The sequence below is a fragment of the Kitasatospora sp. NPDC042419 genome (genome assembly GCF_056437345.1).
This window is the reverse complement of record NZ_JBWKAW010000018.1, coordinates 149,040-162,055: the sequence shown is the minus strand read 5'-3', so window position 1 is coordinate 162,055 and position 13,016 is coordinate 149,040. Positions and strand designations below refer to the sequence as shown.

The following is a 13,016-nucleotide window of genomic DNA, read 5'->3' as shown; positions in this document are numbered from 1 at the left end:
CCGACGCAAGGAAGGCAAGGCAGTGGCGCAGACCATCACCGACTCGGACGCATTCTGGGCGTGGCGTGACAGCCGCAACGGGGAGCGGGTGCGTGTCGGCAAGGGTCGCACCGAGCACTATGCCCAGACTCGGCGGCACGGCAACGATGAGACGCTTTGCATGCGGGAGTGGAACAGTGCCGGGGTTATTGACCCCGAGAACTGGGGTACTCACGGTGATGAGTGCAAGCTGTGTCTTCGCGAAGCCCTCCGGCGAGGCTGGGACATTCTGACTGCCGAGCTGTTGAAATCAGAGAAGGAGAACGCTGTGGCGGAGAAGTTGAACGAGGGTGCTGTCATCGAGGCGGGCGGCGCCATCGGGCACGTGGGGCGGAGTGCCATCGGGCACATCGTCGCGGACCAGGAGGCGGCCACCCCGGATGCTGTCTGCCACGGCAAGCCGCTCGTGCGGATCGTCGCCAGCCCCGAGGACGAGGGGTACAGCGCGACTCACAACGTCTGCGCGAACTGCGCGAAGAAGTGGACGCCCCCGGCGGCGCCCGCCACCCCCGAGGCGGAGCAGTCCCCCGAAGGCGACAAGCCGCCCCGCCCGGCCCCCCTCACCGATCCCTTTGCCCTGACCGGTGACGGGCCGTCAGATGAGGAGAAGGCCGCCAAGGTCGAGGAGATCAAGGCGCAGATTCTCGCTCTGGTCGCAGAGCTGGAGCACGCTGCCGACCCTGACGCCGTCGAGGTCGAGGGGGGATCGCTGCTGCTGGAGCTTCCCGGCAACTCGGGTGCCGACCTGTCCACCACGCTCCGGGCTGCCGCCAACGCGCGCCGCGACGCCATCAAGGCCGAGCGGAAGGAGCTGGAGGCGCGGGCGCAGGCTGCCATTGAGACGCAGACCTACAAGGACAACCCCGAGCTTGTCGCCCTGGTCGGCGAGGGTACGAAGCTGGCCCGAAAGCTGCTCAAGCATGAGGCGGAGGGCGCCCGGCTGGAGGAGGAGTTGGCCTACCGGATCATGCTCGGCCGGCTGGACTGCCGATTCCGGGGGAGCGTCGACGGCAACGGGGATAGCCCGGGAGCCAAGAGTCTGGCGGCGGACATGTACGCGGCGGCCGGACTGGACGACAAGGCCGACCAGGGGGAGAACCCCACCGTGGAACAGCGGATCGTGGGGGAGACGTCCCGCAAGATCAAGAAGGCCGTGAGCAACGCGTTCCCGGACGCCAAGGCCAGGCTGGTCCGCACGGCCGTCGTGGACCCGGCCCTCGCCGCCAAGGTCGGAATCAAGCCGCTGACGTTCGCGGACGGCGTGGAGACGGAGGCGATGCACGCGGCCATCATGAAGGCTGCCAGCGAGCTGGCGGCGCACCTCGGGATCACGAACGAGACCCGCGCCGAGCAGGGACGCCGCACCCGCGCCGAGATTTCGGATGCCAAGAAGACGGCGGCGACGATCACCGGGGCCCGGCAGTCCGCCAAGGCAGCGGACAGCGCGCTCACCCTGGCGGCCGACATCCGGCAGTCGCCGGAGAAGCGTGACGCGGCGACGGTGGCCGTGGTCGCGGAGATCGCGAAGACGGCTGTGCCCCTGGTGGAGCTTGTTCCTCGGCTGCACGAGGGTTCGTCCCGGCAGGCGATGCGGGAGCAGATCAAGGCGCTCCGCGAGACGCTGGCCGCACTGGAGGCCGCCATGGGCGAGGACCAGCCCGGCGACCAGGGCGACGGCGCGGGCGCCGCAGAGTAGGGCCAGAGCGGACACAGAGGCACCACAGGGGCCCGTCCTACCTTCCGGGGTAGGACGGGCCCCTTTTCGCGTTTCCGGCCTCTTGCGGACCCCTCCGGCCGGTTGCCCCCTCGTCCCGGCGGTCGGCGCCAGCGGACGGGCGTGCCCTCGCTCGGCTCCGCCTCGCGCGCAGCGTTGAGGACGAACGGCAGATTTTCTGCCGTCCACCTAAACCTCCTCTATGCGTCAGGGGGTCTGTGGAGACGGCAGAAAATCTGCCGTTGGCCCTCCGGCCAGGGCCCTGTTAACCGCCGCCCTTAAACCCCCTCGCAAGGACACCACGCACCGAGCGAGAGGGGCCCTCATGGGCGCAGTGCGGACAATCCACCGAGGCGGGTCGCGCTTCTACATCGACCCCGTGAACGCGGATATCAAGCTTCCCGGCGTGACGAGTGTCATCAACATGCAGGCCAAGCCGTTCTTGCAGCACTGGTCAGCGAAGATGACCGCTGAACTCTGCGTCGACTCCCTGGAGTTCATCGCGCAGATGGCCGAGCGGGACCGGGAGGGCGCCGTCCAGTACCTCAAGGGTGCGGCCACGAGGTATACCAAGGCCCGCGCGGAGCTGGGCAGTTCGGCGCACGACCTGTTCGAGCGCATGGCGCGCGGGCAGACGGTAGGCAGGGTGCACCCGGACCTGGTCCCGTACCACCGGCACTTCGCCGAGTTTCTGGAGCGGGCGCAGCCCGAAGTCCTCGCCATGGAAGACGTCGCGTGGTCCGACCGGTTCGGCTACGCCGGATCGTTCGATGCCCTGATGCGGATCAGCGGTGAAGTGGTGATGGTCGACTTCAAGACCAGCAAGGCGACTTACGCGGACGTCAGTCTCCAGCTCTCCGCCTATGCCTTCGCGGACCGCGTGATCCCCGCCGAGGGCGACCCCTACCCCATGCCGAAGGTGGACGCCGGGGCCGTCCTGCACGTGACGGAAGGTCAGTGGGCGCTCAAGCCGGTGGAGGTCTCCGAGCGCGTGTTCACCCACTTCCGCGCGCTGCTGCACATGCATCGCTGGGACCGGGACGTGTCCAAGGGAGTCCTTGGCAAGCCCGTCCTGGCCGGCGGCCCCGAGGCCCTGGTGACGGGCACTCAGCGACGCGCCAAGTAGGGCGCCACGGCGGGCGTTAACCGCCGCACTTCAACACCAGTGACCGGGGCGGCGCACCGCCGCCCCGGCCCTCAGCACGCACTCACGCAGGAGACGCATTGCTCGGCAACATGAACGTGTTCGACACCGACCCGGACGCCAAGCCCCGTGAGCGGAAGTCGTTCGCGGACGACTACGTGGGTCGCTTCCGGGCGGGCAAGCAGATCGAGGACACTCCCGTGTCGCTGAACGAGTGGCGCATCACGACCGGTGATCCCAGCGTGGGCAAGGCAGTTCACGAGCTGTTCGGCGGCGAGGCTCCGGCCGAGTGGGAGACCAAGGGCGAGGACGGCATAGAGGTTCTGACGGCCGCCAAGCGAGTGTCTGTCATCATCGACGGCCCGGACGCCCTGTACGCGGACATGCGTCTGTACGGCCCCGGTGGGATCTTCCACCACTGCACCGGGACCACCTTCCTGGACGAGGATCGTAAGGGCGAGGCGTGCGGCTGTCCGCCCCTGCTGGCCGAGCGCAAGGACGCCGCCAAGCGCAAGCGGGGGCCCAAGCCCAACATCAGCATCAAGTTCAGGCTGGCCGATGACCCTGACCTCGGCGTCTTCCGCTACGTCAGTTCGTCGTGGTCGCTGCTCGGTGAGCTGTTCGCCCTCGCCAACGACCTGGACAAGGTGGGCGGCCCCGCCCTGGCGACGCTTGAGCTGGAGCTGATCGAGTTCATCCCGAAGCGGGGCCCCATGGCGGGCAAGCAGGTCAGTTACACCGCTCCGAAGGTGACCGTGCACAAGGCGTGGGAGACCGCCATCACGGAGCCTCCGAAGCTCGATGCCCCGGCGGTGGGCGCGGCGGCCTACGACGCCGACGTCCCGTTCTGACGGGCTCTCAATTCCGCGGGGCCGGACATCGACGATCCGGCCCCTACCCAATCCCTCACGTGAGGGATTTCCCCTGGAGAGAGCATGAGCAAGGCCCGAGGCCGTATCTGTGACTACGCGGGCGAGGAGATCGTCCCCGGTGACCTGGTGGCCTACGCCGTCCGAACTGGCAACCGCGTGCGCATGTCTGACGCCGTGGTGGTCAAGCTGACGTCCGCCGTCGTCGGCGGACGGGTCGTCCCGCTGCTCAAGGTCCGCCCGACCGGAGTGGAAAGCGGGTTCGTCAAGCGCCGTTCCCCGCGCGTCGTGACCATCAGTGCCGAACACGCCCGTGTCGTGGTCCCGGCCTACGCGGACGAGAGCTGACGGCCCCTCGGCCGGCGCCCGTCGCCACCCCCTGAACTCACCCACGAAGCAAGGAGATTCACCATGGCTACCGCCGTCAAGAAGACCGAGACTGTCATCACCGGCGTGACCCTCGCCCTGTCCGCCGAGGAGGCCGAGGCCCTGGCCGTCGTGCTCCACCACGTGGGCGGCATGACCAGCGGGCCGCGCCGACACGTGCGCGCCCTCGCTGGCGCCCTGCGCCATGCGGGCATCGAGCGCCCGGCCTGGAGCGCACGGGCAACCGGTTCGATCACCCTGCCGGGCGACGACCGGACGCCGTGGGAAGACCCGTTCCGCACTGACCCGCTCGCCGAGGTGCTCCGCCGGGCGGGCCGATGAACCTTCGCATCGTGACCGAGGATCAGACCCCGGCCCTCGGGGACATCCGCCTCATGCGCTCCGGTGACGTCCTGGTGCTCCACCCGGGCGCCACCGATCGCATGGACTGGCCACGGATCTGGGATGCCGCCGGGGTCGCGTTCGCCCGGGGTGCGTCCGTCCTCCGGGCTGCTGAGTGAGCCGCGAGAAGCGCAAGGGGACCGCGTGGGAATCAGCGGTTGCTGACTACCTGAACGAACAGCTCGGCCAGTACCGAGAGTTCTGGAAGGAAGGCGATCGTGCGGTGCGCTGGAAGGACCCGCACGACCGGGACAACGTCACTCGGAACGTTCAGGAAGGCGTCGCCGACATTGGCGATCTCGACGTGCGTCCGTTCGCCGGAGAGTGCAAGGCGGAGAAGTCGTTTGACCTTGCCTCATACGTCCGCCAGGCCGAGCGCGAGGCGCGGAACGCCGGAATGCCATTCGGTGTCGCTCTCGTGAAGAAGCCCCGCGCCGGGACGGAGGACGGTTACGCCGTCCTGTCCATCCGCACGTTTGCGGGCATCGTCATGGCCCTTCGAAGGGCTGGCTACTGAGACAGAGTTGAGAGGGGCGGTCCCCGTGCGCATGACTGAGATCCTGTCCCGATTCACCGGCGTCGAGGACGCCGGACGGCCGGGGGAGTTCCTGGCGCTGTGCCCCGCGCACGGGGACCGCTCGCCCTCGCTGTGGTTCAACCTGCACGACGGCGGGATGTTGGGCGTCAAGTGCCGTGCCGGGTGCGCCACTTCTGATGTGCTGGCGTGCGTCGGCCTGCGCTTCGCCGACCTGCGTGGGGTCGACGCTGGCGGCCTGGCCGTCGCGCCCGCCACCCGACCCGAACGGGTGGGCGTGCGGTACGTGGCGGGCCTCCGGGTGTGGCTGGACAGCTTGCCCCCGGCGGCGGGACTCCCGTACGCCGTCCAGCGGTTCGGGCTGTCCGACGCGCAGGCGGAGGCGTTGGACCTGCGCCGGTGGGACCCGGTCCCGGAGCACCCCGATTGGATCGGGGCCCGGTTCGCCCGGTTCCCCCGGCTGGTCGTCCCGCTCGCCGGGTTCGACGGAGTCGCCCGGGGCGCACAGGGGAGGGACATGTCCGGGAAGTGCTCCGGGCGCTGGCTGTCCCTCAGCAACCCGGACGGCGCTGTGTGGTCGAAGCTCGGGCACTTCCCGGCCAATCCCTCACGTGAGGGATTGGTGGTTGTGACCGAGGGGCCGGGAGACGCGCTGTCGGTGTGTGGCGCGGGAGTTGACGCCGTGGCAGTCCGCGGGGCCTCGCTCGGCGCCTCACCGGAACTGTTGGCGGAACTGGTGGACGGCCTCCGAGGTCGGGACGTGGTGCTCGCGGGGGACGGCGACAACGCAGGCCGACTGTTCGTCAAGTCGCTGGCGGTAGCGCTGGCCCGAGAGGGCATCGAGTCGCGCGTGTTGCGGCGGGTGACGGGTCGGGACTTGACGGACCTTCGGGCGGAGAACCCGGAGCGCTTCCCGTCCCGTCTCGCACGCGAGTTGGAGAGAGCAAGGCCCGCACCGTTCACGGTCGCGGAGCGCAGAGAGATTGAGCTAGAGCGGTTCCGCCGCGCTGGCGTAGGAGGACTGATCCTGTGAGTGACTGGAACATATGGCGTGCCCGGCTGGAGAGCACCAAGGACATCCGGCATGTGAGCTTCGCTCAGTTCGTCGCATGGGACCAGGGATCGGATCTGCGGTTTGTGCGCGGCCTCGGGTGGTACCGCTGGACGGGGGCCGTCTGGGAGGACGCCGGGGACGACGGCGCCGCGCTGCAAGCGATCACCTCGGCGGCTCGCACGCTGCTGGAGCGCGGGGAGTCGTGGGCGGCCGACGCAGCGTCCAAGATGCTGGTCCACCGGGAGCGCAAGGGCATCGTGGCCGAGATGGCCGTGTTGCCCGAACTGGCGGCCGTGGCCGACGAGTTCGACGCGCGGAACCACCTGCTGTCGTTCAAGAACGGGACGGTGGACCTGCGGTCCGGCGTCCTCCGGCCGCACAGCAGGGCCGACATGATCACGCAATGCGCAGAGGTGCCGTACGACCCGGAGGCCGTGGCTCCGCGCTGGCTCCAGTTCATCGAGGAGGTGTTCCCGGGCAACCCCGAACTACAGGCGTACGTACAGGCGTTCCTGGGCTACGCCATCACGGGCGAGGTGCGTGAACACGTCCTCGGCGTCTGGTACGGAGCACAGGGCCGGAACGGCAAGGGCACCATCGTGCGCACGCTGCAAGCGGTGTTCGGCACGTCCCTGGTGCACGAAGTGCCCTTCGAGACCTTCGAGAAGGCCGGCGGGACCTCGGGCCCCCACACGGAGGTCATGGCCTCAATGCGCCCTGCCCGCATCGTGGTTGCGCAGGAGGGCAATCCCGGGACCCGGATGAACACCGCCCTCCTCAAGAACGTGTCCGGCGGGGACCGACTGTCGGCCCGTCACCTGTACGGACGTCAGTTCTCCTACGCGCCCCGGTTCTCCCTGGTGCTCTGCACCAACCATCTCCCGGAGTTCACGGACGGCGGTGCCGCGCTGTGGTCGCGAACCCGGGCCGTCCTGTTCGGGGAGTCGTTCGCCGGTCGGGTCGACCTGGACCTAGAGCCCACCATCCAGGGCCCGGAGGCCGAGGGCGTGGCCGCGTGGGTCATCGCCGGGGCCGTCCGCTACTACAACGGCGGTCTCACGACGCCGGGTTGTGTGGACGCGGCGACCGCGATGCACCGGGACCAGGTCAACCCGCTTCACCCCCTGGTCGGCGACCTGTTCGACTTCGACGGCGACGCGCAGGTGAAGCGGTCCGTGTTCAACCAGTCGTTGAAGGAATGGCGGTCGATCAACGGCGAGGACTCCGGGAAGTTCAAACCGTCTTGGGTCAAGCGCGAGTTGGAGCGCTCCGGCGTGACCGAGGTCAAGGACGCCACGGGCGCCATGACCTACCGGGGTCTGCGGCTGACGCCCGAGTACGGCGGCCCTGCCCGCACAACCGAGGCGGTGACGCGAGACACCACCCCCGGCGACCCGTTCTGAGAGGAGAGAGATGCGGACACACGAATACGAGATAGCCGGGGACCCGGTCAAGGTCCACGTTCTCCAATCGGCAAGGGACGCCGAGGAGTTCAGGGCCTGGATCGATTCCGCGGGGACAGCCGGCCGCCTGGTGGCCTACGACACGGAGACGACGGGGCTTCACATCTACGCCCCCGGCTACCGCCTGAGGTTGGCCCAGTTCGGCGACGCCGACACCGCGTGGGTACTGCCGGTGGAGCTGGGCCCGGAGTGGGCGGCCCTCGCCGCGTGGGCGCTGCGGGCCCTGCCCCGGATCACGATCCACAACGCTGCGTTCGACCTCCTGGTGTCGGACCGTCACCTCGGCGTCAAGGTCGAGGAGATATGGGAGCGGGTGGTGGACACAAAGGTGATCGCCCATCTCATCGACAGTCGCCAGCACTTCGAGGGCGGCCTAGGTCTGGCACTCAAACCCCTTGCGGCGGCCCTGGTCGACCCCAACGCGCCGGACACGCAGGAAGGCTTGACGGCCGAGTTCAACCGCCTCGGCTTCACGAAAAAGACCGGATGGGCGGGCATCCCCCTCTCGAACCGAATCTATGAGCTGTACGCAGGACTTGACGTCGTCCTCCTGTCCCGCATCGTCGCTCCGCTGCGCGCGCTGTACCGGCGCGCTGGCTACGGCCCCAAGCTGTTCTCCTACGAGCACCGCGTGATGAAGATCGGGGCGCTGGTCCGCCGCAAGGGGATGCGGATCGATGCCGAGTACACCCGGCGACTGATCGGGGAGTTGGAGGCCGAGCGCGACCACTACGCCGCCATTGCGGCCCGCTACGGGGTCGACTCGGTCAACTCCCCGAAACAGGTGGCCGAGGCCCTGGCCGCCATGGGCGAGAACTGGACGGAGACGACCGACAGCGGGGCCCCCGCCGTGGACGGCGACGTGCTCCGCCGGTTCGCCGACCTTGACAAGGACTGGGACCGCACAGACCAGCGCGAGCCCAACCGCCTGGCGGACGCGGTCCTCCGGGCCAAGCGTGCCGGGAAGTGGGTCAAGAGCTACGCGCACGCCATGCTCGACACCATGGACGCCGAGGGGCGCATCCACCCGGACATCAACACCATGGGTGCCCGGACGGCGCGGTGGTCGGTCAGCAACCCTCCTTTGCAGCAACTGCCCTCCTCTGGCTGGTCGATCCGACGGTGCGTCATCGCGGACGCCGGCCACCTGATCGCAGCCTCGGACTTCGCGCAGGTGGAGCTGCGGGTCCTGGCGGCCCTCGCCGAGGCAGATGACGTGATCGAGGCGATCAACGGCGGTGCCGACCTGCACGGGTTCACGGCCCGGCTGGTCTACGGCCTCACGGAAGAGATGATCACCGACGCCGAGTTGAAGAACGACAAGCGCCGGAAGCTCTGCAAGGTCATCTCTCTGGGCAAGGCGTACGCGGGTGGTCCGGTCACGCTTGCGAAACAGACGAATCTTCCGGTCAGTCAGGTAAAGCAGGCCGTTGACCAATATGACAGGGCACTCCCAGCGTTCTCCCAGTATCAGCGTCGCCTCACGCGCGACGCACAGGCGCACGGTATGACCGTGGTGACGCCGTCCGAGCGCGTTCTCAAGCTCGACCGGGACAAGTCGTATGCAGCCATCGCGTACATGTGCCAGTCGTCCGCCCGTGACATCCTCGGTGCCGCGCTGATCCGCATCGAGGAGGCCGGACTGCTGGACTACGTCGTGGGCGTCGTCCATGACGAGCTGATCTGTTCGTTCCCCGCCGGCCAGGCCGAGCAACTGATCGTCCGGGTGGGCGAGTTGATGAACATGCGGTTCTTCGGGATCGACATCGCCTCGGACCCCGAGGTCTACGGGCCGAGCTGGGGGAGCGGCTACGGGTGCCCCGAAGAAGAGGACTACCGAGCGGCATGAAAGGGGGTGCGCCGTGTATGCGGCCTATCGCCACCGGCGGCGCACCGCCCCGACGTTGACAGATCGCCAGCTCTTCGCATCCTGGGAGGAGGCGGATGCGTGGCGGTGCATCTACTGCGACCGACCGTGGTCGGAGCGCGAGCACGTCGTCCCGCTTGCCCGAGGTGGCCGGGATGTCGTGGGCAACGTCTGGCCGTCCTGTGCCGAATGCAACGCGAGCAAGGGTGACGCGGACCCGTGGGAGTGGCTGGCACCACGGCTGGCCAATCCCTCACGTGAGGGATTGATGCCCCTGCCGGGTTGCGCGCGTCGCAATCCCTCACGTGAGGGATTGCGGTCTATGGTGGTCCGAGTCATCCCAGGGGATGACGAGATCCCGGGGAAGTAACAACTCCCTGGGAGTCAGATGCGATTCGGATCAGTTTGCCATCCGTTTACGTGATGTTGCAGAGTGTTGAACGTTGGACGGGGAGTGCCCCGACGGTCACGGAACGGAGGTAGTGTCATGGGGCGGACGACGCGTTGCGCCGCGTTCGCAACGGGCCCCATGGCACTTGCGGGCACGCGTCGGTACCTGCTTCGCAGGCTCGCCCTTGTGCGGGCGCGCCTGCTGGCCGAGGGGGCTCCGCTCATCGTCTCGGCCCCGGCGTTCTACAGCGGGCTCTGCGGGGTTTCCCCGGAGGGCGTCTCCGAGCGCCTGATTCCTGCGTCCGGCCTGCCGGGGGGCGTCGCTGGGCGCCTCGCGCGGCTGTACGCGGAGTGGGCGCGCGCCGCGCGCCGGATCGCCGGTACGGGTGGACGGCGCCCCCTCCCGATCTTCCGCCGCAAGCTGGCTGTGACGCTTGCGCGCGTCCGGACGGCCCTCGCCGCCCTCCGCGTTCGACGCCTTGCCCAGGTTCCGCCCGGCCTCCCCGGAGTGGCCAGGGCAAGCGCGTAGCGCGTATCCCAACCCAAGCCCCTACCTCCGGCTAGCACTCGGCGGGTAGGGGCTTCGTCATGCCCCGGCAACGGCTGACCTAACGGGCCGTGTCCGGGGCTTTGCCATGCCTCGGAGCGGTCGACCTTGACGGGCCGTGTCCCGGGCACCGCCATGCCCAAATCCGGCAGGTCGTGCGGGCCACTTTCACGCCCCGACCTATGACGCGCACATGCCAAAGCGCGTGCCGGGCCCGGCGTTAACCGCCGCTCTTCAACCCCCTCGAACAGCCCAAGCACGCAGAAAGACACGCACGTGATCACCAATGAACTGATTCTCCAGGCCCAGGCTGACGTACGCCCCGAGGCCGGAGGGCGCCCCGCCGTCCAACTGATCCTCGCCGAGCTGGAGCGCGCCGCCCTGGCCATCGCCCGCAAGCGCGCGGAGCGGACGGACGGGGACCAGGTCGAGGCCGCCAAGGACCTCGCGCAGGATGCCCGCCTGGCCTTCTGGGAAGCCCTCATGGCGTGGGACGTGACCGCCGACAACGCGGCCGAGTTCACGACCTACGCGATTGGCTGCGCCACGGGCAAGGTCAGTGACGCTGCTCACTCCGACGGCCCCGTGTCCTCGGCCATCGCGAAGCGGTACGGCCGCGCGCTCAAGGCATGCGAGGGGGACCACGAAGCGGCCCGGGTGTACGCGATATCCCCCGACCGGGCGGATCAGCGACTCTCCGAGGACGCCGTCATGCTGGCCCAGGAGGCCCTTGCAGGGGTCGCCCGGATAGATGCCGGCGGCCAGGACGCCGAGGACGCCATGGCGGCCTCCGTGGCCCCGTCGCAGGACGCATGGGCCGAGGAACAGGGCGAGCTGCCGGAGCACATGCTTTACCCGCTCGACCTGTCCCGTGACGCCGTGCGCTGCAAGGGCGTTCGGACCACCGGAGGGGGCTCGGGCAAGCGCAAGCGGGGCGCCATCGTGGACCCCGCCACCGAGGCGCAGACCCATGCCATGAACCGTGAGGTTCAGGGCATGGCGGGGGCGGCGCTGCTGGAGAAGATGAGCCCGACCAACCGGCGAATAGCCGAGCTGGCGTTCGGGTTCGACGGCGCGCCGATGCTGCTGCCAGACGGCCGCATGGACGGCAAGGCCGTGGCCGCCGCACTCGGCAAGACCGAAGGCACCGTCAAGGCGTCGTGGTCCCGTGAGGCCAAGAAGCTGCGCGGTGGGGTGCCCGTCGCCACGTCGGCCCCGCGCAAGGCAATGCCGGTCCTCGGCGCCGTCCGCAAGGTCGACCCGATCGACCACCCGACGCGGTACGTCGAGCCGACCGTTCCCGAGGGCACCCGCGCCGAGGCTGCGGCCAACCGCCGGAACCGCCCGGAGGGTACCCCGCTGGTCGCCAAGACCGCCGAGGAGCGCGAGGAGTACGCCGTCAAGATCGGCCACCTGGTCGCACAGTACGGCCCGGTGCCGGAGATCGAGGACGAGGCCGCCGTGCCCACCGAGTGGGATAACCGGGCGTGGGAGGCGTTCGACCACCCCGACCAGTTCGACCACTTCACGCGGACTCCGGTTGATCTGACTCTCATGCTTCGTCAGATCCGGGAGCACTTCACTTATGGGTCCCCCGTCATGGAACGACTTGCCGTTCGGGACGCCCTCCGTCGCGCCAACGCCTGAGGAGAGATCACATGCTGTGCAACGCCTACGCCGCCGCCCGCTCGACTGACAGCCCGCTGGTCCCCGGGCCGCCCGTGAAGCTTCCCGAGGACCCGGCCCGCCTTGCGCGGGCGCGGGCCGCCACCCCGGCCGCCCCCGCCGCCGGAGAGACCTACAAGGAACTGCTGGCCCGTCTCGGCCTGCGCTAAGGAGTGAGTGTGTCGTGAGCAAGTACCTGACCCCCGAGGATGCCGCGCTGGCTGGCGCCTCCGTGCTGGACCAGTGGGACCGCGAGGAGCTGGACGCCTTCCGGGACCCCGCCGACGACGAAGACTGAGTGGCCCTCAGAGGAGAGAGATGCTGTACACCTTCCCCTGCAAGTACGACGGCCCCGGCGACAGGCTTGACGTGACGACACACGCGAACGGGGACGTGGTACTCACCACGGTCAACCTGCACGACGACGGCGGCCACCCCGTCCGGGCCTCGGTCTACCTGGACCCTGACGTGATGACGGCGCTGGTCGACGCGCTCAAGGCTGCGGCACTACACGGGCGCCCGCTGTCGGACCCGACCCGTGACGCATCTGGCAATCCCTCACGTGAGGGATTGTCAGGGGGTGCGGGCAGTGCCGACCCGGCGGCGGTCCCGTTCCTGCACACCATGCTGCCGCAGCAGGGCACCGAGACCCGCGAGCGCGCGTTCCTCCGGGCAACGGAGCTGCTGGGCAAGGACTCGTCCGTGGCGTCCCGCCTGATGATGGCCCGGTTCTTGCTGTCCGGCGACGCGAAGTGACCCGAGAGGAGGCGTTGTCGTGCGCTCAGAAGATGGCCACGGAGATGGCGGCGAACGCCCGGGGCTACATGGACGGTGTGACCTATGCGGCCCGGGTGGACGCGACCATGCGCCTGGCTCGATTCCTGTACGAGGGGGAGTCGTTGGCGAAGCGCTCCGGGTGCTCTGCCAACTGCTCCGGGCCCTGCTGTTCCCCGTGACGACT

At 69.0% G+C, this 13,016-nt stretch carries 15 protein-coding genes; all 15 read left to right on the top strand.

Features of this window, described 5'->3' with window-relative positions; all coding sequences use genetic code 11:
• Positions 1-22 precede the first annotated feature (22 nt).
• The 15 genes from AC067J_RS28835 to AC067J_RS28765 all read left to right on the top strand — a co-directional run bounded on the left by AC067J_RS28835 (position 23) and on the right by AC067J_RS28765 (position 13,011).
• The gene (locus AC067J_RS28835) at positions 23-1,735 is read left to right on the top strand and encodes a hypothetical protein (protein ID WP_478304031.1); all 1,713 of its coding nucleotides are present in this window, start codon (positions 23-25) and stop codon (positions 1,733-1,735) included.
• Between the two features lie 397 nt (positions 1,736-2,132).
• The gene (locus tag AC067J_RS28830) at positions 2,133-2,879 is read left to right on the top strand and encodes a hypothetical protein (RefSeq protein ID WP_478304029.1); all 747 of its coding nucleotides are present in this window, start codon (positions 2,133-2,135) and stop codon (positions 2,877-2,879) included.
• Between the two features lie 98 nt (positions 2,880-2,977).
• Positions 2,978-3,748, top strand: a complete 771-nt coding sequence (locus AC067J_RS28825; protein WP_478304027.1) for a recombination directionality factor — start codon at positions 2,978-2,980, stop codon at positions 3,746-3,748.
• 84 nt (positions 3,749-3,832) lie between these two features.
• A complete protein-coding gene (locus tag AC067J_RS28820; RefSeq protein WP_478304025.1) occupies positions 3,833-4,114 on the top strand; it encodes a hypothetical protein in 282 nt (93 codons plus the stop codon).
• 63 nt (positions 4,115-4,177) lie between these two features.
• On the top strand, positions 4,178-4,474 hold the full coding sequence (locus tag AC067J_RS28815; RefSeq protein WP_478304024.1) for a hypothetical protein: 297 nt from the start codon (positions 4,178-4,180) through the stop codon (positions 4,472-4,474).
• Between the two features lie 11 nt (positions 4,475-4,485).
• Positions 4,486-4,653: a hypothetical protein gene (locus AC067J_RS28810; RefSeq protein ID WP_478304022.1), complete on the top strand. Its 168-nt coding sequence runs from the start codon at positions 4,486-4,488 to the stop codon at positions 4,651-4,653.
• Positions 4,650-5,051, top strand: a complete 402-nt coding sequence (locus AC067J_RS28805) for a hypothetical protein (RefSeq protein WP_478304020.1) — start codon at positions 4,650-4,652, stop codon at positions 5,049-5,051. Before AC067J_RS28810 ends, AC067J_RS28805 begins: the two co-directional genes overlap by 4 nt.
• Positions 5,052-5,082: 31 nt before the next feature.
• Positions 5,083-6,102 carry a toprim domain-containing protein gene (locus AC067J_RS28800; protein WP_478304018.1) on the top strand — a complete coding sequence of 340 codons (1,020 nt, stop codon included), beginning with the start codon at positions 5,083-5,085 and terminating at the stop codon, positions 6,100-6,102.
• Complete coding sequence (locus AC067J_RS28795; protein WP_478304016.1) at positions 6,099-7,526, top strand: DNA primase family protein; 1,428 nt, start codon at positions 6,099-6,101, stop codon at positions 7,524-7,526. The genes AC067J_RS28800 and AC067J_RS28795 overlap by 4 nt, the downstream gene beginning before the upstream one ends.
• A gap of 10 nt (positions 7,527-7,536) precedes the next feature.
• Positions 7,537-9,435 carry a DNA polymerase gene (locus AC067J_RS28790; RefSeq protein ID WP_478304014.1) on the top strand — a complete coding sequence of 633 codons (1,899 nt, stop codon included), beginning with the start codon at positions 7,537-7,539 and terminating at the stop codon, positions 9,433-9,435.
• Positions 9,436-9,448: 13 nt separating this feature from the next.
• Positions 9,449-9,823, top strand: coding sequence for an HNH endonuclease (locus AC067J_RS28785; protein ID WP_478304012.1), 375 nt, complete (start codon positions 9,449-9,451; stop codon positions 9,821-9,823).
• Positions 9,824-10,666: 843 nt separating this feature from the next.
• Positions 10,667-12,037: a hypothetical protein gene (locus AC067J_RS28780; protein ID WP_478304010.1), complete on the top strand. Its 1,371-nt coding sequence runs from the start codon at positions 10,667-10,669 to the stop codon at positions 12,035-12,037.
• An 11-nt stretch (positions 12,038-12,048) separates the two neighbouring features.
• Positions 12,049-12,225, top strand: coding sequence for a hypothetical protein (locus tag AC067J_RS28775; protein ID WP_478304008.1), 177 nt, complete (start codon positions 12,049-12,051; stop codon positions 12,223-12,225).
• Positions 12,226-12,373: 148 nt separating this feature from the next.
• Entirely contained in the window at positions 12,374-12,811 is a 438-nt protein-coding gene (locus tag AC067J_RS28770) for a hypothetical protein (protein WP_478304006.1), read from the top strand.
• 32 nt (positions 12,812-12,843) lie between these two features.
• Complete coding sequence (locus AC067J_RS28765; RefSeq protein WP_478304004.1) at positions 12,844-13,011, top strand: hypothetical protein; 168 nt, start codon at positions 12,844-12,846, stop codon at positions 13,009-13,011.
• Positions 13,012-13,016: the final 5 nt, after the last annotated feature.